We start from the raw sequence: 25,662 nt of genomic DNA, 5'->3' as shown, positions 1-25,662 counted from the left end.
CGTTTATCCCAGCTTAAACCGAGATAGTTCGCTTAGCTGTTGCTGAGATTGCTGCTGCAGTGCATCACTAATTTGCTGGGTTTGGTTAGCATCTCGGTTGGCCAGTTCGCTCAGTTCGACAATTTTCTCTACGTTGTTTGCAACTTGTACCGCTACGGTGTGTTTATCTTGGGCGTTATTGGCAATGTTCTCGCTACGCTGTTGAATAGCGCTTAGCAGTTGAGCAACTTGCTCTAGTTGTTGCGAGCTTTGCTCGGCTTCGTTGATACAGCTGCCTACCATGGTTTCACCTTGTACCATCATGTCCATAGCGTGTTGAGCGCGGCTTTGTAGTTGCTCTATCATCGTTAGGATTTCTTGCGTGGCTTCGCGGCTGCGAGTAGCTAATCCTCTAACCTCATCGGCAACGACCGCAAAACCTCTGCCTTGTTCGCCTGCGCGGGCAGCTTCAATGGCGGCGTTTAAGGCTAATAAGTTGGTTTGCTCGGCTATGCCTTGGATAACATCAACGATACGGTTAATGTCATCACTTTGTTGTTTAAGCTCGCTCACTTGTTGGCTGGCATCTACCACGGTGGTTTGTAGTTGATTTGTTGTGGCTAAGGTCGATTGTGCGGCTTGGTGGCTTTGCCCAGTAAGTTGGTTTACTTGACCAATGTCGTCACGGCTTTGTTGGGCTTGCTCAGATACTTCGTTAACACCCACTTCCATTTGGCTTACCGCAACAGCAACGAGCTGGCTTTGATCTTGTTGCTCTTGAATCACTTTATGTGAATGCTCACTGGTTGCTAAGCCGCTCTTGGCGCTGGCAGCAAGTTGCTTAGCGTTATTGCTCATTTGGCTAATTACCTGGTTCATTTGGGCACTAAGCTCATGTAAGTGAGTGGCAATTTGACCAAATTCATCGTGGGCATTTACACCTTCAACTGTTCTAAAGTCGCCATCAACCATGCGTTTAATTTGAGCCAGGGTATTTGCTAGCGGTAAGCGAATTTGCCTGCTTACTTTCCAAGCTACAAAGAGGGTTATAGCAATTGACAAAAGCAGCACGAGTCCAGTTTGCAATAGCGCTGAACTTGAGCTTTGTTGAGCTTGTAGGTGAGCGGCTGCAATGATTTGGCTTAGTTGCTCAGAGATATTGTCGAGCAAGTTTAGGGCTTGGTCTGTTTGTTGGTTTAGCGTCACTAGTTGTTCGTTTTGACGACTCAGAACTAATTGCTGATTTTTTAGATTGCTAAATAAGCCGTTGTTAGCAAAGGCTTGTTTGAGTAATTGGAAATAGCTGGTTAACTCCTCACCACTGGTTGGATCTAGCTTGAGTAATTGTTCCTGCTTTTGCTGAAGAGATTTGTAATAACTAGATACAACACTAAATTGAGAGTCAAACTGCTGGGCATTTTGAGCATAAAACAGTTTCTCGAGAGAGCCAGAAAACGCCGCTATGTCGGCTTGCATACCGGTTACTAGCCATTCGGCACTCTCTTCTACCATTTCAATCATAAACTCCATATCACCCGCAAAGTTTTTCCACTTTTGATTAAAGCTTTGGCGCTGATTGGTTAACAACTGTTGTGCTTGTTGCGCTTGATTGGCCAAGGTTAACTGCGTTTGGCTGGTGGTATTAATGCTATTAAGGTCTTGGTCTAATTGACTTAAACCGCTCACTATTTGCGGGTAAGGTTGGGCTAACTGAGAGAGGGACTCGATACGTTGGCTGTAGCTGCTAAATAGGCTGGTAACTTCCTGTTCTAGTTGCTCTGCTTGTTGGCGGTTTTGGCTATTGCTGTGTAAGCCAACTTTGCGCGCCGAGTTAAGCAATAATCCTGATAGTTGATTCACTTGCTCTGCCATTGGCGCTAAGCGGCTGACGGTTTGATCCAGTTGGCTTTCTAGTTGTCGCATATTAATTTGGCCAATTAGCGCAACAATCAACAACAACGCAAGTAGCACAGCAAAACCAAGTAGTGTGCGGGTTACAACTTTGAGTTTCATGATACAGATCCCTGTTAGTATTCCTGCTGCTCCCAAGCCAAATCAGTTACTATAAAGCTAGCCATAGTTATTAGTATGGTTCACTAATTTACTGATTTTTAGGAATAATTATTACGATTCGTTCGTATGACTAATTAGTACCATAAGTAATATTGGTTGACCAGATAATGAATTGTAAAATATACAAAGGCAGGTCGATAATTTTTAACTAATGCTTTTAACCTAGTTCAATACTCTGCTTGTTGTGTTCATGAAAGGTCGGGAAATACTACCGTTAAACCTAGTATCTCTGAACTTGGTTTTTAGTTTAGCTAGTTTTTATATTTGTTATCGTAGTGTTGAGGTAAGCAGCAGATACAGCGCATATTTTTGATAAAAAGTATTTTTTTGGAGCTGTACTGATGTTTTTCTCGATTGAACATGCGATCTTAAGCAATTATTGCACTTGTAAGAAAAGCATTATCAAATCAAAGGTATAGAATGCTTAGAAAGGTGCCCTAGGCATTTTGATTGGAGTGCTGCATAGTTTTTGCTAATAAATATAAGTGTGAAATGAAGCTCTGCTTTAAGGATGAAAATGAGAAATTTACTTGTTGCTATTGCCGTAAGCTGTTTACCGACATTAGCTTTTGCCAGTGTGTGTTCAAAAGAAGGTTTTGCCGAAGCTTCCAGCAGCAACCAGCGTATACACCAAGACATTCAAACTTTGAGTAAACAGTATGTGGCAATATGTTCTTGGGACTATGACATGCCTCGCGACAAAGTGTGTAAATTATTTACTGATAAGCGAAGCCAACTCGCTTTGATTAACCAAGTGCCTCTTAACACAGTATTAGATAATGCCGAGAAAGCCGCGGAGCAGTGGTATTCGGTGCATGAGGCCTGCGTTAGTGAAGGCAATAAAAGTAATGCAGATCTAGCCTTCAAAGGCTATGAAGAAAGCTTTGAGATTTACACCAACTTAATTAATGAAATAGATATTCGTTATAAACAAACCTGCCAGGAGCAAGTTGAAGAAAAAATCAAAGAATACTGTAACTAGTTCAACACTGGATAAAGTTGCAGTTGTTTATTTTTGCAACTTGTTGTGTGCCAAAGAGCTGCTATAACTATAGTTAAATCAATATTTTCCATGGCAATAAGCTAACAATTGGTGCTGCCTAACGCGCTTGCTTTTGCTTAATGATTAGATTGTTTGAACTAGCAGGCTTAAGGAGTATTGGCGCCTTGAAACATTCGTCTAAGTGGCTAAAGTTCTTGTTGCTCTCTTGTTTACTTATTGGCTCTTGGCAAGTTAAAGCAAAGCATGAACTAGATAAACAATACTCGCTCACCTTGGTACTAATGCCCAGTAGCGGCAAACAGCGACAAGCCTACAAGCAGCTTATTGAACGCTTTAGTGCTGCCTACCCTCATGTTGAGGTGGGGACACAGGTTTACGAAAACGAATACTACAAAAAGAACATTGAAGACATCATGAAGAGTAATGATGGCGAAGGTGATCTGTTTTTTTGGTTTGGTGGTGAGCGGCTTAGAGCACTAGCTAAAAATGATCTAATTCTCGATATTTCATCGTGGTGGCAACAAGCCAATTGGGACAACTCTTTCAGTTCGGCTGCCAAACACGCTTCCCAGTATCAGCAACACTATTACGCCTTACCAATAAATTACTACCAGTGGGGCTTTTATTATCGGCAGTCGATGATTCGCTATCAACCCGATACTTTTACTAGTTGGCAGCAATTTCTGATGAGTTGCCAAAGCTTTGCCAACAAACAACAACACTTAGTCACCATTGGTAGCAAAGAAGCATGGCCGGTGGCTGCTTGGTTTGACTACCTTAATTTGCGCATTAATGGTTTGGCATTTCATCAACAGTTGCTGGCTGGGAACATCGCGTTCACCGATAAACGAGTGGTGCAGGTCTTTAATTATTGGCAACAAGCTATCGATGCTCAGTGCTTTGTGCCAAACAGTGATGAAATGGGCTGGAAACAAGCGCTACCAGCAATGTATCGTGAAAAAGCCGCGGCAGTATTAATGGGGAACTTCTTTCTCGCGACCGTGCCCGATAGAGTGCGTAATGATTTAGGCTTTGCGGCGTTTCCCCCGGTGCTTGAAGGGCAGAAGCAATATGAAGAAGCACCTATTGATGTCATTGTGGCGCACCCACAAGCGAAAACTAATATCGCCGCTTATTGGTTTTTAGATTTCTTGTCCAAGGGCGATGCCTTAGTCGAGCTTAATCAGCAATTGGGGAAAATTAACCCCTTGTCAAATAGTAAGGGCAGTGAAGATCGGTTTATTCAAGCTGGCACTCAGCTGTTAAATAGTGCCAAAGGAGTGTCGCAGTTTTTTGATCGTGATAGCCCTAAGCAATTTGCCTTGCCTGCTATGGATATAATGGTGGAGTTTTTGGAAGGTAGAGTTACTGCTTCTGAAGCTCTTGAGCAATTAGAAGCTCTGAGAATTAAAGTTTTTAAAAGTATTCAGTAAGTGGCTTGTTAGCTTAATAAAGTGCTAGCTTTACAAAGCCGGTAGCAATGACAATAATGTGCTTAATAAAGGCGCAGGACAATTGCATGAAAACCACAGATAACATCTTGTATCGAATAAAAAGCCAAGGTGGGCTTACGGTAAAGATGTTAGCCGAGCAGCTTGATATCACAACCATGGGCGTTCGCCAGCACCTACAAAGTTTGGAAAGTGATGGCCTAATTGAACATTTCGACAAAAAAGTAAAAGTAGGTCGGCCTACTCGATATTGGCAGTTAACCGATAAAGGCCATGGACGCTTTCCTGATTGCCACAGCGACTTAAGTGTTCAGCTAATTGGCGCGGTGAAGCAGGTATTCGGTGAGTCTGGCTTAGAGCAATTGGTTAGTCATCGTGAGCAACAAAGTTTTAGTGCTTATCAGCAAGCGATGGACGGCATTACCAGTATTGCCGACAAGTTAGAGCTTTTGAGCAATAAGCGCAGTCAAGAAGGTTATATGGCTAATTGGCAGCGCCAGCAAAGTGCTTACCTGTTTGTTGAAGATCATTGCCCTATTTGTATTGCTGCTACCGAATGCCAAGGTTTATGCCGCTCTGAACTTGATATGCTGCAGAAGCTGTTTAGCGAATGCGAGGTAGAGCGCACCGAACACATTGTTGCTGGCTCGCGTCGCTGCGCTTATACCTTAACGCCTTTGGATGGTTATGAATAAGTTTGTGGTTGGATTCTGCACTGCGTTATTAACAATGCTAAGTAGTGTTAGTTATGCCTGTGAGTTGCAAGCTATTCCAGTGGCAGAGCAGCGGTGGGGATGTGGTTGCAGTTACTATTTCCCTTCCAATCTTCCGATTCGTCCAGACATTGTGTTGCAAACCGCTCTTGATGGAACTCATCCCATTATGATGCGCGAAGGCAAACTAGTGAGTTTATGGGGAGCAAAAGAGAGCCCGCTGTTAACCCAAGATGGGTTGAGTTTAGCTCAAAATTTTCGCTATCAAGCGACAGCCATAACAATAGAAAATCAAGTTCGCCCTGGCTGTACTTTGGGAGAACAAGGCTGTGAAGTTGTAGGGTATATAAGTCAAATTTCCACTTTCGAAAACTACCAGCAATGCCAGTGGAACTTACAAGGCGACTGCGGCTGTTAGCCAATGAACAAAGAGGCAAGTATGGCTTATCAAGACGTTTTAGATTTTTGGTTTGAAGAGCTAAATCCACAACAGTGGTTTAGTGTAGACGCTAAGATTGATGAACTCATAAGTAATCAGTTTTCTGCTTTGTTGCAACAAGCTGCCAGTGGCGAGTTATTTACTTGGCGTGAGCAAGCGCAAGCAAGCTTAGCTGAAATCATAATATTGGATCAGTTCTCAAGAAATATTCATCGTGGTCAAGCTGGTGCTTTTGCTAACGATTCATTAGCGCTATGCCTCGCGCAGCAAGCAGTAGCAAAAGGGTTTGATCAACAGCTTAATCTAAGCCAGCGCAGCTTTTTATATATGCCGTATATGCATAGCGAATCTTTAGTGATTCACCAGCAGGCAGAGCAGTTGTTTAAGGCACCAGGGTTAGAAAATAACTATCAGTTTGAGCTAAAGCATAAAGTGATTATTGAGCGCTTTGGACGCTACCCACACCGTAATCAAATACTTGGTAGAGAGTCTAGCCCTGAAGAAATCGCCTTTTTAGCGGGGCCCGACTCTTCTTTCTAAATGATCTCAACAACTTAAAATTGTGACATAAAATTGTCATGTTTTTTTGTGCTGCCAATACCAGTTAGACACTAAGCTTAAAGGGTGTTGTTTGGTGTTGGAGTAGCCAGTGAGTAGGTTGTTGTTGGGCATTTTTGTAAGTTGTTTTAGTTTGCATCTTCATGCAGCGGTAAGCTTGCTTGGGCCTAACGAGCAAGCCAGTAATGTGTTTAAACAAGCCAATCAAACTCATCTTGATACTGACAGTTCGCAATCGGCTATTAAGGGTTTAGATACTTCTCCAAATAGTGAATTAGGTGTAGGAGAGCGCTTATTAAGTCGCTTAAGTTGGCCAGTTCAAGCGGGTAGAGAGTCAGCCTTGGTACTTAAGGCAGAGGACTACCAAGTTCGTTATCCAGATCTTCAACAATCCATTCAATATTTTCATCCCGATTCACTTTGGTATGGTTACCCTCAGGCGAGAAATACCCGTGACCAACTACAGTGGATGTTGTTGGAATTTAGTTTAGCGGGGGGGCCAAAACAGTTAAGTGATTGGCTGGCGCAAATAAATGCGATAAATAACGATAACCCCCAGTGGGAAGCCTTATATACCGATGCCTTTTTGGGCTTAATGGCATTTTGCCAGCAATTAATGCGTTTAGATTATGCCCAAAGTATGGCCTTAAACAACATTACAGCTACGCCCCTGGTGATACTAATTGATGAACCGTGGTTGGCTCACTTAAGCCGAGCAGATTTGTATCAGCAGTTGAGTAGTATGCGTGGTGAACTGAATATTGAGCGTTTGCGTTATCGTCAGCAGATTTTGCATTGGTTAAATGTGCAACAGCAGCGAAAACAACAAGTGAATATTGCAGGTGGACAGCTGATTAGCTTAAACAGTCGCGATTGGCGGGTGCCCTTAATTCGCCAGCGTCTTGCTGAATTCGATATCGCTAATCAGTTTGCTGATTTGCAATTAGATACGATGGACAAAGACACTGTAATTGCGTTAAAGCGTTTCCAAACGCAGCATGGTTTAAAGGCTGATGGCATAGTAGGGAGCGATACCTTGTATTGGCTAAACTTTAAGCCAGTGAATCGCTCTAAAATGTTGGCCAGAAATTTACTGCGTAAGCAGTTACTCGAGCGCTTTATGCTCAGTTCTAACCAACAGCGTATTATGGTTAATGTGCCAGCTTACCAGATGACTTATCTAGATAAAGACAGTGAGGTTTTTCAATCTAAAGTGGTAGTTGGCAGAGCTTCACGAGCTACGCCTTTATTGGTGAGTGAAATAAGTAGTGTGGTGATAAACCCTTATTGGAACGTGCCAAGAACCATTGTTCGTAAAGACATTATCCCCAAACTGCGTCGTGATCCTGGTTACGTTGAGCAGCAACGTTTTGAGTTGTTTGACTATCAGGGACAAGCCGTGCCCAGTGAGCAAATCGATTGGACACGAGTTAAAGACACAGGCGCTTTTCCTTATCGTATGCGCCAACGGCCAGGGCCTGGTAATGCACTAGGCGCTTACAAGTTTCATTTTGATAATCAGTTTGCGGTTTATTTACATGATACCTCTTCACCGGAACTGTTCTCTGAACAACAGCGGGCTTTTAGCTCCGGCTGCGTGCGGGTTGAGGCGGCTGATTACCTAGCAGAGACTTTGCTCAAACAGGCGGGTTATAGCGAACAGTATAAACAGCGTTTGATTGCTAAAGGTGAGCCTAAATGGGTTCCATTGAAACAAAAAGTACCCGTTTATTTGGTGTATTTTACCTCGTGGTTTGATGGTAGTGGTGGGCTACATTATCGAAAAGATATTTATAATTTTGCCTCTGCGGATTCTTTTTTAGCGAGCTAGAAAATCTAGTTTAAACAAACTACTAGCTGGTATCTGTAAACGATCCTTTTCCAAATGGTATGACTAAAACCTAGAGCTTTGTTTGCTTTTTAGGCTGTTTGTCGGTATTTTTCTCCAAATTGATTATTTTTTGATCCATTTGGAGTGAGTGTTGATGTTAGACCGAAATATAAAACGGCGGTCGTTGTTGTTAGGGTTAGGCGCTGGGTTAGTCGGTCTTGGAATACCAAAAAGCTATGCGAGTTCTAGTATTGCGAGGGAATTGCCAGGAGAGCGTTTTCTAAGCATGACCAATTTACATACCAACGAAAGCTGTGAGGTATGTTTTTGGAAAAGTGGTGAGTTTCAAGACAAGGAAGTAGGGCAGTTGGACCAATTGTTACGTGATTTTAGACGTAATGAAGCCACCGAAATGGATAAGGCCTTATATATGCAAATGGCCTTGCTGCAAGATCGCTTGGGCGGAAAGGTGCATTTTGACATTATTTCTGGCTATCGTTCACCAGCAACTAATGAGATGTTGCGTAAAAATGGTGGTGGGGTTGCCAGAAAAAGCTTTCATATGACCGGACAAGCCGTGGATCTGCGAGTTAAGGGGCAATCTCTAGCTAAGGTTCACCAACATGCGCTTGATTTAAAACTAGGTGGTGTGGGCTATTACCCTGCTAGCGGTTTTATCCACTTAGACACCGGAAGGGTGCGCAGCTGGCGCGGGTCTTAATACTTAGGGCGAACCGCTAATGCTGTGTTCGCCCTTTTATTTGTTAAATATTAGTCATAAAAACCGCTTTAAATATAAAATTCAAATAAAAACTCCAGAATAGATCTAAAAAATCTCCTATTAATTCTTTTTGTAATCTATCTGTCATATTTGGTTGTTTCAATGCATCCCGACTTAGACAAATTGATTGTTATTTTTAATTGCAAAGAGAAATGTTATGAAAACCAAGTTAATCACGGCATTAAGTGCTGCTTCTATGTTGTTTGCTACTAGCGCGTTTGCAAGTAACACTGTTACCGTTTCTGGTTCTACTTCGGTATCAGGAATCATGGAAGTATTAGCTGAAAAATACCAAGCAACTCAGCATGACGTTGTTGAAGTTCAAAGTACTGGTTCTTCTGCAGGTATTCGTGCTGCTAAAGAAGGCACTAGCATGATTGGTATGTCTTCTCGTGATGTTAAAGATTCTGAAAAGAATGAAGTAACTCAAGAAATTGTTATGGCAATGGACGGAATTGCAGTAGCTGTAAACAATGCTAATGAGATAAAAGACTTAAGCATTGAGCAGGTTAAAAAAATCTACATGGGTGAGATTAATAACTGGAAAGAAGTAGGTGGCGCTGACCAACCTATCGTTGCAGTTACTCGCGAAGTAGGTTCAGGTACTCGTGGTGCATTTGAAGACATTATGGGTCTAACTCGTAAAATCAACGATGTAACTGTTACAGCTATCTCTCCACGTGCACAGGTTGCTAGTGGTAATGGTGCAATTAAAACCTTAGTGGCTAACAACCCTTACGCTATTGGCTTCATCTCTTTGGGTTCGGTTGATGACTCTTTAGCAGCAGTATCTATTGAAGGTGCCGCAGCGACTAAAGACAACATCAAATCTGGCTCTTACGGTATTGCGCGTCCATTCGTATTGTTGGTGAACAACCAGCCTGCTCCTGAAGCTCAACAGTTCCTAGATTTCATTATGGGTACTGATGGTCAAGCGATTGTTGCTGAAGAAGGCTACATCGAAGTTAATTAAGCTTCCCATTTGGAACGAAGAAAAGAGGCATTGTTTAATGCCTCTTTGTTGTACGTTGATTTTGGAATAATTTTAAAATGAATCAAACGATTGCTGCTCCAACTCAAGAATTTGAGTTGAAAAATTCTGCGCTATTAGAAGCGCTTAGCCAGTCTTCCCAAAAGGTCGACTGGGTTGGTCGTTTCTTTAACTTGCTGTTTTTGGTCAGTGCACTAATTGGTGTGCTATCGGTGGCGACTATTGGCTACTTCTTGGTGCTTGAGGGCTTACCGGCCATTCAGTTTGCTGGATTAACCAACTTCTTACTTGGTGTAGATTGGTATCCGCCAGCTTTATATGGCATTGGTGCCATGATTGTTGCGTCGGTAGTATCGGCCTTAGGTGCGGTAGTTATTGGCGTGCCAGTAGCCTTACTAACGGCAATATTCTTAGCTGAAGTTGCGCCGAAATGGTTGGCAAATATCATTCGCCCTGCCGTAGAGCTGCTAGCTGGCATTCCGTCGGTAGTATATGGTTTCTTTGGTTTGGTTATTATTGTTCCGGCAATTGAATCAACGTTTAATGTTCCTGCTGGTAGTACTTTGTTAGCTGCCATCATTGTTTTGGCGGTGATGATTTTACCTACCGTAATCACTATTGCAGAAACGTCTATTCGCGCTATTCCTCGTACCTATAAAGAAGGCTCATACGCATTGGGTGCTTCACCTATGTTCACCATTTTTAAGGTGATGTTGCCAGCTGCTCGCTCGGGCATTTTGGCTGGTGTAGTGCTGGGTGTGGCTCGCGCAGTTGGGGAAACCATGGCAATTATTATGGTGATGGGTAATTCAACCGCTATGCCTGGTTCATTGTTAGATTCAGCCCGTTCGCTTACTGCCAACATTGCATTAGAGATGTCGTATGCTACCGGCATTCACGCTAGTTCTTTGTATTCAACGGGTATTGTTTTATTGGTATTTGTGATGATTTTGAATACCAGCTTAGTGGTATTAAACCGTAAGAGGGTGAAGTAATGCGCCGCCGTATTGAAGACAGAATTGCGCTTAGCCTAATTTGGGGTGGAGCCGGCATGACCATTTTATTCTTGGTATGGATGCTTTGGCATATTTTAAGCAACGGTTTAAGCCATGTTAGCTGGGAGTTTATTAGCTCTGCTTATACAACCGTTGGCAAAACCTCGGGTATTTTCTCGATGATTGTTTCAACCATTTACATGGTTGGATTATCTATCGCAATTGCCGCACCTATTGGCATTATGACCGCTTTGTATCTGACCGAATATGCAAAGCCAGGTAGTAAATTAGTTAAGGTTATTCGCTTCTGTACTGAGTCCTTAGCGGGCATACCGTCGATCATTTACGGTTTGTTTGGTATGACCTTCTTTGTGGTTACCTTAGGTTTGGGTTTCTCTATTTTGTCGGGCGCCTTAACTCTAGCTATTTTGATTTTGCCAGTGATTATTCGTACCACCGAAGAAGCGTTAATTGCGGTGCCTCAAGCTTATCGCGAAGCGTCTTATGGTTTGGGAAGCTCACGTATTTACACAATTTGGCGTGTGGTACTACCGTCAGCAATGCCAGGCATTGTTACCGCAGTTATCCTAAGTACTGGTCGAATTATTGGTGAATCTGCACCGGTATTCTTAACCGCGGGTATGGTAACTCGCATCCCTGAATCAGTGATGGATTCAGGCCGAACTTTAACGGTTCATTTATACAAATTAACTCAAGAATTGTTCACCGTTCATGAATGGAATCAGGCTTATGCAACTGCAACAGTACTGATTGTTTTAGTACTGCTTATTAACCTAACAACTAAGCTAATCGCTAGCCGATTCAACAAAGCTTCTTACTAAGAGATTGATATGAATAAGTTTGACGTTAACCAACTAGACCTACATTACGGTGACACTCACGCCCTTAAAGGGATTAACTTACCGATCCCTGAAAAGAAAGTTACTGCGTTAATTGGCCCTTCTGGCTGTGGTAAATCTACTTTATTGCGAACGTTAAATCGTATGAACGATTTAATTGAGAACGTAACCATTAAAGGTGACGTAAAGCTCGAAGGCAAAGACATTTATCAAGATCGCAATGTCGCCGCGCTTCGAATGAAAGTGGGCATGGTATTCCAAAAAGCGAATCCTTTCCCAATGAGCATTTATGAAAATGTAGCCTACGGCTTGAAAGCCCAAGGTATTCGCAATAAAAAAATTCTAGATGAAACGGTAGAGACAGCGCTACGCAGTGCAGCTTTATGGGATGAAGTAAGTGACCGCTTAAATAGCCCTGCTTTTGGTTTATCTGGTGGACAACAACAACGCTTGTGTATTGCGCGCACCATTGCGATTCAACCAGACGTGATTTTGATGGATGAGCCAACCAGTGCCTTAGACCCTATTGCTACTCACAAGATTGAAGAGTTGATGGACGAGTTGCGTAAAAAGTTCACGATTGTGATTGTGACGCACTCAATGGCTCAAGCTAAGCGTATTTCAGATAAAACCGCCTTCTTTTGGATGGGCGAGTTGGTTGAGCATGGCGATACCGACCAAGTATTTAATGCACCAGTGGATGAGCGAACTCGCGGTTACGTGAATGGCGATTTTGGTTAAGTATTAGATAGTTAAATAAAAGCCGCAGAGCTATGTTCTGCGGCTTTTTTGTATCTATAGTATAGCTTTCTAGCGCTTAACAATGTTGTGGTTAAATTGCCATTGTGGCGCTAGTTTTCGGCGTTGTTCACAGCGCTGCAAAATCGCTTTTCGAGATGCATTGTCAGAACCACTCCAAGCGCAAATCTCATCGAGGTGGCGAAAGCAGCCAACACAAACATCATCACCGTCAAGGGTGCATTGCCTAATACAGGGCGAATCAATAAGTTTGTGTAATTCCATGGCTAGGCAATCTCTACAGGCGCTTAATACTAGTTTAGTCTACTAAGCTGTAGGGCAGTTGAGCGATGGTATACAAGCTTTGCTCATCGCCTGCTAAGCGAAACTTAGCCTCTGCATCGGTATCGTTGTTTAGCACTGCCAATAGCTCCACGTAACCCGGTTCTAATTGAACTGCTTGTAATACAGTTCCTTTGCCGCGCCAGTTGTCACCCATTTGCTGTTCTAGTCTATCTCCAGCTTTAGGCAAAGTAGCACCGTGACCCGCTAAACGTAACGAAGCGCGTTTATTTGCGCCGCGATACTTGGCTCGAGCAATGGTTTCTTGGCCGGTATAACAGCCCTTAGAAAAACTTAAGGCGTTTAAATGCTGCAAGTTAAGCGCTTGAGGAATAAATTGCTGCTGAGTTGCCTGTTCAATGGTGGGTAAACCAGAAACAATCTGCAACGCACGCCAAAGCTCATTGGCATCAAGATCACTGTTAGGAGCATCTGCCCCCCAATTGTTATCTTCTGTAATCACCAAGTAGCGGCGTTTGGGGCCATCAATATGTACACAAATACCTTGCTCAATTAGGCCGCCATGGCTGGCAATTTCTTCACTAAATTGCTCGGCAATATAGTGAGGCGCTTCGGCTCCCATTACCGCTACTGTATGTAATGTGGATTCGGTTTCGATATTTACCTTTGAAAACACCGCATACTTTTTCAGTTCTTTTAATTGTGACTCTGCTAAAGATGCTGGTTGCAAGTAAAGGTAGTCTTGCTCCAAGCGCAGTAGACGTAATACCGACCACATTTTTCCGGTAGGGTCACAGTGAGCAGCCAAGCTTTGTTGGCCCGGTAACAGGCTATTTACATCGCAGCTAAGTTGGCCTTGTAAATAACTTTGGGCGTCTTCGCCACTTACTCTAACTAGGTGCCATTGATCCAAAGGTTGAACCAATAATGGAGGAAGAGTACATAAAGTTTGTTGAGACATAGTCGGCTTCCGTTGAGAGCTAAGTCAAGCTTATAAGGGTGTAATTTTGTTGTTGAAATGGTATCTTCGTCAATACTTTTACAGCACTACTTATAAGGCTTTTAGTCGAAATAAGTTGATGCTGACCAGTGTAACTCATGTCTACAAGGAACAACATGCAGGAAAATAAATCACGTTTAAAATGGGCTTGCCGTCGTGGGATGTTAGAGCTAGATGTTTTGTTTATGCCCTTTGTTGATGAAGCCTACGATGAACTAAGCGACGAGCAAAAGCTTACCTTTAAACGTTTACTAGCTTGTGACGATCCTGATTTATTCGCTTGGTTTATGGGCCATAAAGAATGTGAAGATGCACCGTTAGCGGCCATGGTTGAGCATATCCTTAAGCGTGTCAAAGTGTAACTTTTCGGCTCATCGCTCGCGCAGTTACTTGTACTTGATAGCTGCGAGTGTGCTTTTCCAAGGCTTGGTTTTAAGCCTCTTTCCTCAGTTATTTCCGCTTATAGTTTTTTGTCTGTTAACCAGTGCAGTGCTTGTCTCTCATTGGTGGCATTATCAGCCTAGTGGCTACTTCAGCCCTGACAGAATGGTTTTTGAACAACAAGATGAACAGCTTGAATGCACATGGTCAAGCTATTCTCGAGTTGCATTTGGCTGTTGTTTGGTGATTGTATTTGAGCAAGATGTACCTAAATGTAAACTGATTTTTGCCGACAGCTTGCCAGAGCATATTTATCGCAAGTTGTGCTTTGTGATTAATTTCCCTAAGGCGGAAGTAAGCCTTTAACTAAGCAAACTTATGGCTACAAAAAAGGCTTACCTATGTAAGCCTTTTTTAATTACCTTTCGTTATCTTCTTCTTGATAGAAGGTATTGGGGTCGAGAATGGTTGGTTTGATTTTATCCAACTTATCTGGGTAATCTAGGTTGTAATGAAGGCCGCGGCTTTCATGACGGCGCATCGCACAGCCAACAATTAATTCTGCTACTTGCAGTAAATTACGCAGCTCCAACAAGTTATTACCCACTTTAAAGTTTGAGTAATACTCAAAAATTTCTTGCTGCAGTAAGTGAATACGGCGCATTGCTCGCTGCAGGCGTTTGTTGGTGCGAACAATGCCTACGTAGTCCCACATAAATAAGCGCAGTTCATGCCAATTGTGGTTAATGATGACCTCTTCGTCAGAGTCGCTTACTTGGCTGTCATCCCAAGGCTGAATGCTGTTACATAGCTGCACCTCGTTTAAGTGCTGCTTTATATGCTCACTAGCCGCGTGGGCGAATACCACACATTCCAACAGTGAGTTGCTGGCCATGCGATTAGCGCCATGCAGGCCAGTGTAGGCCACTTCACCAATGGCGTATAAGTTGGCTAAGTCGGTTTCGCCTTGTAGGTTGGTGACTACTCCACCACAGGTGTAGTGAGCTGCAGGAACCACCGGAATAGCTTGTTTGCGGATGTCGATCCCCAGCTCTAAACAGCGCTTTAAGATAGTAGGGAAATGCAGCTCAATAAACTCATCATCGCGGTGGCTAATGTCTAAGTAGACACAATCTGCACCTAGTCGCTTCATTTCATAATCGATAGCGCGTGCTACTACATCTCGGGGAGCTAGCTCTTCACGAGAGTCAAAATCTGGCATAAAGCGGCTGCCATCAGGGCGTTTTAGTAACGCGCCTTCGCCGCGCAGCGCTTCGGTAAGCAAAAAGTTTCGCGCTTCTGGGTGAAATAAACAGGTTGGGTGGAACTGATTAAATTCCATATTGCCTACCCGGCAGCCCGCACGCCAAGCCATGGCAATGCCATCGCCGCTACTTACGTCTGGGTTACTGGTGTATTGGTAAACCTTACTTGCACCGCCAGTAGCCATTGCCACAAACTTGGCTTTAACTACCTCTACTCGCTCTTTATTGCGGTTCCAAACATACGCGCCAACCACTTTTTTCTGCTCGTTGTCAGTTTCGGTGATTAAATCAACGGCGTTGAAACGCTCTAGCAACGTAATGTTAGGGTGGCTTAATACCGCACGTACTAACGTTTTTTGTACCGCTTTACCGGTGGCATCGGCGGCATGCAAAATACGGCGGCGGCTGTGTCCGCCTTCACGGGTTAGGTGGTACTTGGCCTCGCCATTGGTGGCGGTTTCTTGATCAAAAGGAACGCCTAGATTAATTAGCCAGTCAATACATTGCTTGCTGTTTTCTGCGGTAAATTTAACCGCATCTTCGTCACATAAGCCATCACCCGCGATCAAGGTGTCATTGACATGTTCTTCTACGCTGTCATTCTTATCAAATACAGCAGCGATGCCTCCTTGAGCATAATAAGTAGAACCTTCTTTGAGAGGTCCTTTGCTCAGTACGTGGACTTTGGCATAATCAGCTAAGTTTAAGGCCATAGTTAAGCCTGCAGCGCCACTGCCTATTATTAGAACATCGCTAGTGTATTCCATTAGATGCGCTCTTATACGTAGTTAAAAGAAAAATTGGAGTATAAGCTAGTTTAACTGAAACTTACGCAAGTTTGCAGTGTCTCACAGAGGCGCAAAAATTTTATTTGGTTGGAAGAGAACTTTTTTGAAAACAAGCAGTCTGAAGAGATGTGCCGCCAAAAAAGCTACCGAATCTCAAGCATTAGGAGGACGGTAGTTACAAATGTCAGAACAGTGGACAGATCAAACGTTGGTCGAAAGAACGCAACGTGGCGATAAGGCGGCATTTAATTTGTTGGTACAAAAGTATCAGCATAAGGTAGCAAACCTTATATCACGCTATATTGTGAATCACGGGGATGTAGCCGATGTAACGCAAGATGCGTTTATTAAGGCTTACCGTGCACTACCAAACTTTCGAGGAGAAAGTGCGTTTTATACATGGTTATACCGAATTGCAGTAAATACTGCTAAAAACCACATTGTTGCTCAAGGTCGTAGACCGCCTGCAAATGATGTGGATGCTGATGAAGCAGAGTTCTATGATGGCGCAGATGCTTTGAAAGAAGCCGACACTCCAGAAACTTTGTTGTTATCCGAAGAAATAAAAGAGGTAGTTTTTGCTACAATGGAAGGACTACCTGATGATTTGCGCACTGCAATTACTCTTCGAGAGATAGATGGTTTAAGCTACGAAGAGATTGCCAATGTAATGGATTGTCCTGTCGGGACCGTGAGATCACGGATTTTCCGAGCAAGGGATGCAATTGAAAAGCGAATACAACCGCTTTTAAGTAGGTAACTTTGGGGATTGATGACTAATATGGCAAATAAAGAACAGTTATCCGCACTGGTTGATAACGAATTAACCGACGCAGCACTGTTAGATCTGTTAGCCAATGAGCCGGAGCATGCAGAGCAGTGGAGTAATTATCACTTAATTGGTGATGTACTTCGCGGAGAAACTCCCAAGCAAATCGATATTGATATTGCTAGTGGTGTAGCTGCTGCCTTGGAGCAAGAGCCAGCGATTGTAGCCCCTAAACCTCAGGTGGCCGAACAAAAGGAATCGTCAGTACGTGTCGTTCGATTCTTCAAATATGCTGGGCAATATGCAATTGCTGCATCGGTAGCGGTAGCCGCTATTATTGGTGTTCAGCAATATTCATATCAAGCCAACGATGCTGACCAACCTTTACCCGTATTTAGCACAGTACCGGTGGGGGGAGCTGTAGCACCAGTTAGCTTACAGTCTAACCCTCAGCCTCGTGAGCTAAGTGAAGCTGAAATTATGGAGCAGCGTAAGCGTATTAGCGCCTACTTACAGGACCATCGCTTCCAGCAACGAATTGTAGAGTAAATAATTAGCCTATGCGCTTAAAAACTATCTCGATGCCAGTAATCTTATTACTGGCATCTTTTTCTGTTTCAGCAGAGTTCCCCGTAACCACCACTGATGCCTCGGCTACCTCAGTTAGCCAAACCAGCCCTGCGGTGAGTTTATTACACGATTACCAACAGGCTTTTCATCAGCGTCAGTATGAGCTCTCTTATATTGTGGTTCGCCAAGGACACATCGAGCCAGTGCGCTTAATTCACGGAGTGGTTAATGGGGTAGAAGTTGCCCATCGCGTTTACTTAAACGGCCCTGCTAATGAAGCGGTATACCGTGAAGGTACCGTAGCGTTTTTTGAACCAGGGCAATCACCTTACAGTTTGGCCTCAAGTCGTTTACCCGGCATGTTTGGCAATTTAGCGGCGGTAAAACTGGAAGATTTACAAAGCAATTTTGACTTAGTGATTGCTGGTAAAAGCCGGGTTGCCGGTCGACCCGCACAGGTGATGCGCATAGTGCCGAAGTCTTCCGATTTGTACGGTTTATACCTATGGATTGATTACGCATCTCACTTACCCTTGCGTTTAGATGTGGTTGATCAAACAGGTGAATTGATCGAACAGCATATGGCTGTGACGTTGGCTGAATATGAAAAGCCCAGTGAATGGATGACAGAATTGGCCAGCTTAGAGTTGCCTAGCACTGTAATGGGTAAAGAATCGGTAGATAAACAAGAGCACCAAATTAATTGGCGCTTGGGTTGGTCACCTAAAGGGATGAAAGTTGCCCAAAAAGAACAGCATTCCTTGGCGGCGATATCAGAATCGGTTGATTACATAAAACTTAGCGATGGCCTGTTTGATATTTCGGTTTATGCCAATGCCGTTGGCAAGACTAACCCCTTACGTGAACAACTGGTTCGCCAAGGTGCGACCAGCCTACATACCGTTGTACGTAAAGGCATAGAAATCACCGTTGTTGGTGAAATTCCACCAGAAACTGCCTCAAAAATGGCCGATTCAGTAACCATTGGTCCTTACTTCGAGAAGCCCATTGAGCCGGCCCAGTAATTCCGCATTAATCATCGAAACAGCCAAGGTTGTTGAGGTAAGTGACGGTTACGCAAAAGTTGAATGTGTAAGTAAAAGTGCATGTGGTAGTTGCGCCAGTGCAGACAATTGCGGAAATAGTGCCATAGCTAAAGCCTTTCCTACTCGGGTTCATCAGCTTCAGGTAAAGCTTACTGAAACGGTTGAGGTGGGGGACCAGATAGAGTTAGCCTTGAACGCCAAAAACATGCTGCAAAGTGCATTGCTTGTTTATTTGGTTCCCATTGCCATGCTGATTATAGGCGCAGCACTCGGTAAATTTATCACTATGCAAGGCTTTGCGGGTGAATGGGCTATTGCCATCTGCACCTTACTAGGTTTAGCCCTAGGCTTTTTATTGGTTCGTGGCTTTACTCGTTACTTTGCACGGCAGCCACGATATCGCCCCCAAATGCATGCTAAGCAATAAACTTCTTTTAGAAAACGCCCTGTAATGGGCGTTTTTTGATTTTAGGGATACAAAACAATTACTAATTTAAGCCTGCATTTTTTTTGGTTCTGGGTGGATTGTGGTAGTATCCGCGTCAACGATATAATGCGCGATTGCTGCATTTTTAAGAAAAGCGAATCCTAATTCGCGTATAGATGACTTTTTATAGGTAAGCTCTTGATAAATAAGAATATTCGTAACTTTTCGATTATTGCCCATATCGACCATGGCAAATCGACCTTATCTGATCGCCTGATTCAACACTGTGGTGGATTGAGCGCGCGCGAAATGGAAGCGCAGGTTCTTGACTCTATGGACTTAGAGCGCGAACGCGGAATTACCATTAAAGCACAAAGTGTAACCTTAGATTACACCGCCAAAGACGGTGAAACCTATCAGCTTAACTTTATTGATACCCCAGGACACGTAGACTTCACTTATGAAGTATCTCGTTCACTGGCGGCGTGTGAAGGTGCTTTACTGGTTGTTGACGCTGCGCAAGGCGTAGAAGCACAAACCTTAGCGAACTGTTATACCGCTATGGAAATGGACTTAGAAGTTATTCCAGTGCTGAACAAAATTGATTTACCACAGGCAGATCCAGACCGCGTAGCGGAAGAAATTGAAGATATCGTAGGCATTGATGCCACCGATGCAACGGTTTGTTCAGCTAAAACAGGCCTAGGTATTGAAGATGTATTAGAAACCATTGTACGTGACGTACCACCACCTGAAGGTGATGATACAGCTCCGCTACAGGCGCTAATTATTGATTCGTGGTTCGATAACTACCAAGGCGTCGTATCACTGGTACGTATTAAAAGCGGTGAGTTAAGAGCAGGCGAGCGCATGACAGTAATGTCTACCGGCCAAGCACATGTGATTAACGAAGTGGGTATTTTTACCCCTAAACAAACCAATACCGGAGTATTAAAAACCGGTGAAGTAGGTTACGTAATTGCTGGTATTAAAGAGATTTTGGGCGCACCTGTTGGTGATACTTTAACTACGCAAAAAAATGGCTCTACCGAAGCCCTGCCTGGATTTAAAAAAGTAAAACCCCAGGTATACGCCGGTTTGTTTCCTACCAGTTCTGATGAGTATGAAAACTTCCGTGATGCGCTAGCTAAGTTAAGCCTTAACGATTCTTCGTTATTTTATGAGCCAGAAAACTCTACCGCTCTAGGTTTTGGTTTCCGTTGTGGTTTCTTAGGCATGTTGCACATGGAAATCATTCAAGAGCGTTTAGAGCGTGAATACGATCTTGATTTAATCACTACAGCGCCAACCGTAATATACGAAGTAGAGATGAATAAAGGCGAAGTTATCTACGTAGATAGCCCTGCTAAGTTACCACCTACGAACAATATTGCAGAGATTCGCGAGCCTATTGCCGAAGTAAATATTCTGGTTCCTCAAGAATACTTAGGGAATGTAATTACCCTGTGTGTAGAAAAGCGCGGCATTCAAAAAAATATGGCTTATCACGGTAAGCAAGTTGCCTTAACTTACGAAATACCAATGGCTGAAGTGGTGTTGGATTTCTTCGATAAACTTAAGTCTACCAGCCGTGGATATGCGTCTTTGGATTACAACTTCAAGTACTTTAATGCGGCTAACATGGTGCGTGTAGATATCATGATTAACGGCGATAGAGTTGATGCGCTAGCCTTGATTACTCACAAAGATCACTCTGAATCTCGCGGGCGTCAGGTGGTTGATAAGATGAAAGAGCTTATTCCGCGCCAAATGTTTGATATCGCGATTCAAGCATCTATTGGTATGCACATTATTGCTCGTTCTACGGTTAAACAACTTCGCAAAAACGTAATCGCCAAGTGTTATGGCGGTGACGTAAGTCGTAAGAAGAAGCTGCTAGCGAAGCAGAAAGAAGGTAAAAAACGTATGAAGCAAGTAGGCAACGTGGAAGTGCCTCAAGAAGCGTTTTTAGCCGTACTTCATATTGGTAAGGATTAACATGGCCACAATATTTCCGCTAATTCTGGTAATTGCTACGTTTGTTACGGGCATTATTTGGGCCTTAGATAAGTTTCACTGGGAAAAGCAGCGCGAACTTAAATTGCAAGATGCTCGCACCGCTGCAGGTGGAGAGTTACCTAACGACGCAGAAGAAAAGATAACCACACCGCCAAGCTGGATTGAGAATGGTCGCTCGGTGTTTCCGGTTATTGCGATTGTGATGGTGCTGCGTTCGTTTATTTACGAGCCTTTCCAAATTCCTTCTGGCTCGATGATGCCTACGCTGTTAGTGGGCGACTTTATCTTGGTTGAAAAGTTTGCTTACGGCTTAAAAGATCCAGTTACTCGTAGCACTATTGTAGAAACTGGTTCACCTGAACGTGGTGATATTGCGGTATTTAAGTATCCTCAAGATACTCGTATTGATTACATTAAGCGCATTGTTGGCCTGCCTGGCGACAGAGTGATATATCGTGGTAAGCAGCTGTTCATTCAACCTAAGTGTGAAGCTAAACCTTGCCCTGAGCTAAAACCTGTACCCTTGGATTTTGAAGTTTCGGGGCGTTTTAAACAAGGTCCAATGGCTCTAGAGAATTATAGAGAGAGCCTAGCAGAAGTTGAGCACGAGATTTTGATAAATCCTGCTGCACCAGATCGTGTGCAATACTTTTATCAACAGCCGGGCACGGCTAAAGATGAGTGGATTGTACCAGAAGGCCACTATTTAGCCTTCGGTGACAACCGTGATAACAGTACCGATAGTCGCTACTGGGGGTTTGTATCAGACGACCACTTAGTGGGCAAAGCGGTAGCAATATGGATTAGCTTTGAATTTGAGCGTGCTGAAGATTCAGTATTACCGGGATGGATACCCACAGGTGTTCGATTTAATCGCATTGGCGCGATCAAGTAGGTAGATGATGATTAGCTCAAACCCAGAACGCTTGCAGCGTGCTATAGGGTATACATTTAAAGATGACAGTTTATTGCACCTAGCGCTTACTCACCGTAGTGCTGGTGGCGTACATAACGAGCGTCTCGAGTTTTTAGGGGATGCAGTGCTTAGTTGGGTAATTGCCGACGAATTGTATCACCGCTTTCCAGAAGTGTCGGAAGGCGATTTAAGCCCCATGCGCTCAACCTTAGTAAAGGGGAAAACCCTAGCTGAGCTAGCGCGCAGTTTTGAATTAGGCGAGTATATTAAGCTTGGGCCTGGTGAGTTGAAAAGCGGTGGTTTTCGCCGTGAGTCAATTTTGGCCGATGCCGTAGAAGCTATTATCGGCGCAGTATATTTAGATAGCGGTAACGATAGCGCCAAAGAAATGCTTTTGCGTTGGTATAAAGAGCGCTTAAATACCATTGAGCCAGGCCTAAGCCAGAAAGATCCTAAAACTAGATTGCAAGAAATACTGCAGTCTAGAAAGCAAGCCTTACCTGATTATCAAGTCGTTGAAATTAAAGGCGAAGCACATAATCAGCAATTTACCGTAAGCTGCTCAGTAGAAGGCTTGGATAAGCCCGTTATTGGGATTAGCACTAGCCGCCGCAAGGCCGAGCAAGTGGCGGCTGAACTGGTATTGGAGCGTTTAGTATGAACTATGATACCCGTTGTGGCTTTGTAGCCATTGTTGGTCGTCCAAATGTGGGTAAGTCGACCTTACTGAATGCTATTTTAGGCCAAAAGGTAAGCATTACATCTAAAAAGCCACAAACTACGCGCCACCGTATTTTGGGCATTGATACCGATGATATTTATCAAACAATTTTTGTTGATACGCCGGGTTTACACATTGAAGAACAGCGGGCCATTAACCGCTTAATGAACCGAGCTGCTACTAGTTCACTGGGCGATGTTTCGATGGTGATCTTTGTGGTTGAAGGTACCAAGTGGAACCCCGATGATGAGTTGGTTCTAGGTAAATTGCGCCACTTGAAAGTGCCTGTTGTATTGGCAATTAACAAAGTGGATAACGTACAGGAAAAAGAAGAGCTGTTTCCGCACATGCAAATGATGCAGGAGAAATTCGACTTTTCTCATATTTTGCCTATTTCTGCTAAGCAGGGAAAAAATGTTGAACAGCTGCGTGAGTGGGCACAGCAAACCTTGCCAGAGAACGTGCACTTCTTTCCAGAAGATTACATTACTGACCGTTCTTCACGCTTTATGGCGGCAGAAATTGTGCGTGAAAAGTTGATGCGATTTACTGGCCAAGAACTACCATATTCTACCACCGTAGAAATTGAGCAGTTCAAAATGCAAGAAAACGGTGTTTACCAAATTAACGCACTTATTTTGGTAGAACGCCCTAGCCAAAAGCGCATGATTATTGGCAGTAAAGGCGATAAGTTAAAAACCATTGGTAAAGAAGCTCGTCTAGATATGGAGCGTTTGTTTGATAACAAAGTGTTCTTGGAGATGTGGGTTAAAGTTAAATCTGGTTGGGCTGACGACGAACGCGCTTTGCGTAGTCTAGGTTACGGAGACGAATAAGCTTGCCTGAACAGGCACTCACACCTGCGTTTGTTATTCATACGCGGCCATATCGAGAAACCAGTTTGTTAGTACAGCTGTTTACCCTTGAATATGGCAAAGTGAGTGCTGTGGCTCGCGGAGCTAGAGCTAAACGCTCTAAGTGGCGAGGCATATTGCAACCCGGCGTTCCACTATTAGTTGAGCTTAGTGGTAAAGGTAGTTTACGTAACTTTAAACAGGTAGAAGCCAGTAACTTGGCGCTACCGCTGTTTGGGCAATATCTTTATAGCACCCTTTACCTTAATGAACTGCTTTATTATTTGCTGGAAGAAAATACCGCTTATCCAAGCTTGTATCATCATTATCAAGACAGCTTAATGGCCTTAGCCAAACAGCAGCCTTTAGAGGGCTGTTTGCGTGAGTTTGAGCTGTTGTTGGTGGCTGAGTTGGGTTTTGCCTTAGCCGAGCCGCAAGAATTTGCTCAAGGTCTTAGCTATCAATACCGATTACATGAGGGTTTTGTGGTTAGCAACAGCCGCTTTTCGCAGGTGGAATTTAGCTATCAGGAAATACTTATGTTATTAGCTTTTGACCCACAGCAAGCGCAACACTTATTATGTGCCAAAAGATTTTGTCGAATTGTGATTGCTCAACTGCTCAATGGCAGAGAGTTGACCAGTCGCAAATTGTTCAGTCAAATTAAAACTACCAATAGAGCCTTCAATTAAGGCCTTGTTGAAAAAGGAATATTTGTGAGTGAGATTTTATTAGGCGTAAATGTTGATCATATCGCCACACTTCGCCAAGCACGCGGCACGACATACCCAGATCCTGTGCTTGCTGCTGGTATTGCCGAGATGGCTGGCGCTGATGGTATTACCATTCATTTAAGAGAAGACCGCCGTCATATTGTTGACCGTGATGTTGCTATCATGAGTCAAACGGTGCAAACCCGCTTAAACCTAGAAATGGCGGTAACCGACGAGATGGTAGCCATTGCTTGTGAGCACAAGCCTCACTTTGTGTGTTTGGTTCCAGAAAAGCGTGAAGAGTTAACCACCGAAGGTGGTCTGGATGTTGTTGGCAATCTTGAGAAAATCACCGAAGCTGTTACTAAGCTAACTGACGCGGGTATTTTAGTTTCGCTATTTATCGATGCCGATGATGAGCAAATTGATGCTTCTATTGCATCTGGCGCGCCGTTCATTGAGCTGCATACTGGTCATTATGCCGATGCAGAAGATGAAGCCGAGCAGCAAGCTGAGCTGAAAAAGATTGCCGCTGCGGCCAGTTATGCTGCAGACAAAGGCTTAAAAGTAAATGCTGGCCATGGTTTGCATTACCATAATGTATTGCCAATTGCTGCTATGCCAGAAATTATTGAACTTAACATTGGCCATGCGATTATTGCGCGTGCAGTAATGGTTGGCATGGACGCCGCCGTGCGTGAAATGAAAACCTTGATGGTTCAAGCTCGCCAAGGTGAAGCGTAAACTGTGGCGATAGTAGGCTTAGGTACCGATATCGTTCAAGTAGAGCGAATAGCCAATAGCAAGCAAATGCATGCATTGGCTAAGCGGGTATTAACCGAAGCTGAATTTGTGCGGTTTGAGCAGCATGCTGCCCCAGCGCGTTTTTTAGCAAAACGGTTTGCTGCAAAAGAAGCAGCTGCAAAAGCGCTGGGAACAGGGATTGCCAAAGGTGTTGGTTTTCAACAAATAGAAGTGTCCAATAACCAATTTGGAAAACCTGAGTTGGTATTTAGCGGCGCTGCAATGGCCTTGTGCGAGCAGCTTGAGGTAAGCAGCCAGTTTATTAGTATTAGTGATGAGCGTGACTACGCGGTAGCTACCGTGGTGCTAGAGCGCTAATTAGGAGAAGAACATTGGTTGAACGATATCGCGTTCAGTTAGACCTGTTTGGTCTAATGAAGTTATTAGCCTTGGTAGGTTTTGGTGTGGGTGTGATTGCTGGTTTAGCATTACTAATTTATACGATAATGAATGGTGGCAATATTATTCAGGCGTTATTGCCTATGATTATTTCGCCGTTTAGTAATGCGTTAGTAACAGCCTTATTTGGTTTAGTTAGCTACCCATTTTATAACTGGTACTGCAATCGTAATCGCGGTCAAGTATTAACCGGTCGCTTCCTTAAAGAGCAAGAAGCTAATCAAGATATTTAGTGAGCATTGCTTACAATGCTTGCCAAAGAAAAAAGCCGCATA

At 43.6% G+C, this 25,662-nt stretch carries 29 protein-coding genes; 25 read left to right on the top strand and 4 right to left on the bottom strand.

Annotated features, from left to right (window positions below):
• Nucleotides 1–3: 3 nt before the first annotated feature.
• Entirely contained in the window at nt 4–1,992 is a 1,989-nt protein-coding gene (locus ACYFDN_RS03755) for a methyl-accepting chemotaxis protein (protein ID WP_483510023.1), read from the bottom strand.
• 577 nt (nt 1,993–2,569) lie between these two features.
• On the opposite strand from ACYFDN_RS03755, the gene ACYFDN_RS03750 reads away from it, so the two are divergent.
• From ACYFDN_RS03750 to pstB, 11 genes are all read left to right on the top strand, one after another.
• On the top strand, nt 2,570–3,034 hold the full coding sequence (locus tag ACYFDN_RS03750) for a hypothetical protein (RefSeq protein WP_483510022.1): 465 nt from the start codon (nt 2,570–2,572) through the stop codon (nt 3,032–3,034).
• A gap of 185 nt (nt 3,035–3,219) precedes the next feature.
• Nucleotides 3,220–4,488 carry an ABC transporter substrate-binding protein gene (locus tag ACYFDN_RS03745; protein WP_483510021.1) on the top strand — a complete coding sequence of 423 codons (1,269 nt, stop codon included), beginning with the start codon at nt 3,220–3,222 and terminating at the stop codon, nt 4,486–4,488.
• 86 nt (nt 4,489–4,574) lie between these two features.
• Nucleotides 4,575–5,201, top strand: coding sequence for a helix-turn-helix transcriptional regulator (locus ACYFDN_RS03740; protein ID WP_016402875.1), 627 nt, complete (start codon nt 4,575–4,577; stop codon nt 5,199–5,201).
• Nucleotides 5,194–5,637: a hypothetical protein gene (locus tag ACYFDN_RS03735; protein ID WP_483510020.1), complete on the top strand. Its 444-nt coding sequence runs from the start codon at nt 5,194–5,196 to the stop codon at nt 5,635–5,637. Before ACYFDN_RS03740 ends, ACYFDN_RS03735 begins: the two co-directional genes overlap by 8 nt.
• 21 nt (nt 5,638–5,658) lie before the next feature.
• A complete protein-coding gene (locus ACYFDN_RS03730) occupies nt 5,659–6,198 on the top strand; it encodes a DUF924 family protein (RefSeq protein ID WP_016402873.1) in 540 nt (179 codons plus the stop codon).
• Nucleotides 6,199–6,307: 109 nt separating this feature from the next.
• Nucleotides 6,308–8,047 (top strand): L,D-transpeptidase family protein, encoded by a 1,740-nt coding sequence (locus ACYFDN_RS03725; RefSeq protein WP_483510019.1) that lies wholly within the window; start codon nt 6,308–6,310, stop codon nt 8,045–8,047.
• A 154-nt stretch (nt 8,048–8,201) separates the two neighbouring features.
• Nucleotides 8,202–8,768, top strand: a complete 567-nt coding sequence (mepK, locus tag ACYFDN_RS03720; protein WP_227981241.1) for a peptidoglycan L,D-endopeptidase MepK — start codon at nt 8,202–8,204, stop codon at nt 8,766–8,768.
• A gap of 217 nt (nt 8,769–8,985) precedes the next feature.
• Entirely contained in the window at nt 8,986–9,801 is an 816-nt protein-coding gene (locus ACYFDN_RS03715) for a phosphate ABC transporter substrate-binding protein (RefSeq protein ID WP_152781665.1), read from the top strand.
• A 77-nt stretch (nt 9,802–9,878) separates the two neighbouring features.
• Nucleotides 9,879–10,814 carry a phosphate ABC transporter permease subunit PstC gene (gene pstC / locus ACYFDN_RS03710; RefSeq protein ID WP_152781663.1) on the top strand — a complete coding sequence of 312 codons (936 nt, stop codon included), beginning with the start codon at nt 9,879–9,881 and terminating at the stop codon, nt 10,812–10,814.
• On the top strand, nt 10,814–11,656 hold the full coding sequence (gene pstA, locus ACYFDN_RS03705) for a phosphate ABC transporter permease PstA (protein WP_016402867.1): 843 nt from the start codon (nt 10,814–10,816) through the stop codon (nt 11,654–11,656). The genes pstC and pstA overlap by 1 nt, the downstream gene beginning before the upstream one ends.
• A 9-nt stretch (nt 11,657–11,665) precedes the next feature.
• Entirely contained in the window at nt 11,666–12,415 is a 750-nt protein-coding gene (gene pstB, locus ACYFDN_RS03700; RefSeq protein WP_016402866.1) for a phosphate ABC transporter ATP-binding protein PstB, read from the top strand.
• 69 nt (nt 12,416–12,484) lie between these two features.
• Here pstB and ACYFDN_RS03695 read toward each other — a convergent pair whose 3' ends face one another.
• Entirely contained in the window at nt 12,485–12,697 is a 213-nt protein-coding gene (locus tag ACYFDN_RS03695) for a DUF1289 domain-containing protein (protein ID WP_483510018.1), read from the bottom strand.
• A 34-nt stretch (nt 12,698–12,731) separates the two neighbouring features.
• The gene (gene ygfZ, locus ACYFDN_RS03690) at nt 12,732–13,676 is read right to left on the bottom strand and encodes a tRNA-modifying protein YgfZ (protein ID WP_483510017.1); all 945 of its coding nucleotides are present in this window, start codon (nt 13,674–13,676) and stop codon (nt 12,732–12,734) included.
• A gap of 155 nt (nt 13,677–13,831) precedes the next feature.
• On the opposite strand from ygfZ, the gene ACYFDN_RS03685 reads away from it, so the two are divergent.
• Both ACYFDN_RS03685 and ACYFDN_RS03680 read left to right on the top strand, forming a co-directional pair.
• Complete coding sequence (locus tag ACYFDN_RS03685; RefSeq protein WP_016402863.1) at nt 13,832–14,077, top strand: FAD assembly factor SdhE; 246 nt, start codon at nt 13,832–13,834, stop codon at nt 14,075–14,077.
• Between the two features lie 127 nt (nt 14,078–14,204).
• Nucleotides 14,205–14,462, top strand: a complete 258-nt coding sequence (locus ACYFDN_RS03680; protein ID WP_483510016.1) for a hypothetical protein — start codon at nt 14,205–14,207, stop codon at nt 14,460–14,462.
• 52 nt (nt 14,463–14,514) lie between these two features.
• On the opposite strand, the gene nadB is transcribed toward ACYFDN_RS03680, so the two are convergent.
• Nucleotides 14,515–16,128, bottom strand: coding sequence for an L-aspartate oxidase (gene nadB / locus ACYFDN_RS03675; protein WP_016402861.1), 1,614 nt, complete (start codon nt 16,126–16,128; stop codon nt 14,515–14,517).
• A gap of 202 nt (nt 16,129–16,330) precedes the next feature.
• Between nadB and rpoE the strand changes: the two genes are divergently transcribed.
• The 12 genes from rpoE to ACYFDN_RS03615 all read left to right on the top strand — a co-directional run bounded on the left by rpoE (nt 16,331) and on the right by ACYFDN_RS03615 (nt 25,620).
• Nucleotides 16,331–16,909, top strand: a complete 579-nt coding sequence (gene rpoE, locus ACYFDN_RS03670; RefSeq protein WP_016402860.1) for an RNA polymerase sigma factor RpoE — start codon at nt 16,331–16,333, stop codon at nt 16,907–16,909.
• A gap of 21 nt (nt 16,910–16,930) precedes the next feature.
• The gene (locus tag ACYFDN_RS03665; RefSeq protein WP_152781653.1) at nt 16,931–17,467 is read left to right on the top strand and encodes a sigma-E factor negative regulatory protein; all 537 of its coding nucleotides are present in this window, start codon (nt 16,931–16,933) and stop codon (nt 17,465–17,467) included.
• Between the two features lie 32 nt (nt 17,468–17,499).
• Complete coding sequence (locus tag ACYFDN_RS03660) at nt 17,500–18,513, top strand: MucB/RseB C-terminal domain-containing protein (protein WP_194164106.1); 1,014 nt, start codon at nt 17,500–17,502, stop codon at nt 18,511–18,513.
• Nucleotides 18,497–18,961 (top strand): SoxR reducing system RseC family protein, encoded by a 465-nt coding sequence (locus tag ACYFDN_RS03655; protein WP_483510015.1) that lies wholly within the window; start codon nt 18,497–18,499, stop codon nt 18,959–18,961. Before ACYFDN_RS03660 ends, ACYFDN_RS03655 begins: the two co-directional genes overlap by 17 nt.
• A 198-nt stretch (nt 18,962–19,159) precedes the next feature.
• A complete protein-coding gene (gene lepA, locus ACYFDN_RS03650) occupies nt 19,160–20,959 on the top strand; it encodes a translation elongation factor 4 (RefSeq protein ID WP_016402856.1) in 1,800 nt (599 codons plus the stop codon).
• Nucleotide 20,960: 1 nt separating this feature from the next.
• Entirely contained in the window at nt 20,961–21,875 is a 915-nt protein-coding gene (lepB, locus tag ACYFDN_RS03645) for a signal peptidase I (RefSeq protein ID WP_338625035.1), read from the top strand.
• 7 nt (nt 21,876–21,882) lie between these two features.
• Nucleotides 21,883–22,557, top strand: a complete 675-nt coding sequence (gene rnc / locus ACYFDN_RS03640) for a ribonuclease III (RefSeq protein ID WP_483510047.1) — start codon at nt 21,883–21,885, stop codon at nt 22,555–22,557.
• A complete protein-coding gene (gene era, locus ACYFDN_RS03635; RefSeq protein WP_220718532.1) occupies nt 22,554–23,453 on the top strand; it encodes a GTPase Era in 900 nt (299 codons plus the stop codon). The genes rnc and era overlap by 4 nt, the downstream gene beginning before the upstream one ends.
• Before the next feature lie 2 nt (nt 23,454–23,455).
• Entirely contained in the window at nt 23,456–24,163 is a 708-nt protein-coding gene (gene recO / locus ACYFDN_RS03630) for a DNA repair protein RecO (protein WP_220718531.1), read from the top strand.
• 24 nt (nt 24,164–24,187) lie between these two features.
• Complete coding sequence (gene pdxJ / locus ACYFDN_RS03625; RefSeq protein WP_338625040.1) at nt 24,188–24,928, top strand: pyridoxine 5'-phosphate synthase; 741 nt, start codon at nt 24,188–24,190, stop codon at nt 24,926–24,928.
• Nucleotides 24,929–24,931: 3 nt separating this feature from the next.
• The gene (gene acpS, locus ACYFDN_RS03620) at nt 24,932–25,306 is read left to right on the top strand and encodes a holo-ACP synthase (RefSeq protein ID WP_483510014.1); all 375 of its coding nucleotides are present in this window, start codon (nt 24,932–24,934) and stop codon (nt 25,304–25,306) included.
• Nucleotides 25,307–25,320: 14 nt separating this feature from the next.
• Nucleotides 25,321–25,620, top strand: a complete 300-nt coding sequence (locus ACYFDN_RS03615; protein ID WP_483510013.1) for a hypothetical protein — start codon at nt 25,321–25,323, stop codon at nt 25,618–25,620.
• The last annotated feature ends 42 nt before the right edge of the window (nt 25,621–25,662 follow it).

The organism is Agarivorans sp. D1326 (genome assembly GCF_056958115.1).
Note: the sequence above shows the minus strand (reverse complement) of the source record. Positions and strands in the feature narration are given on the sequence as shown.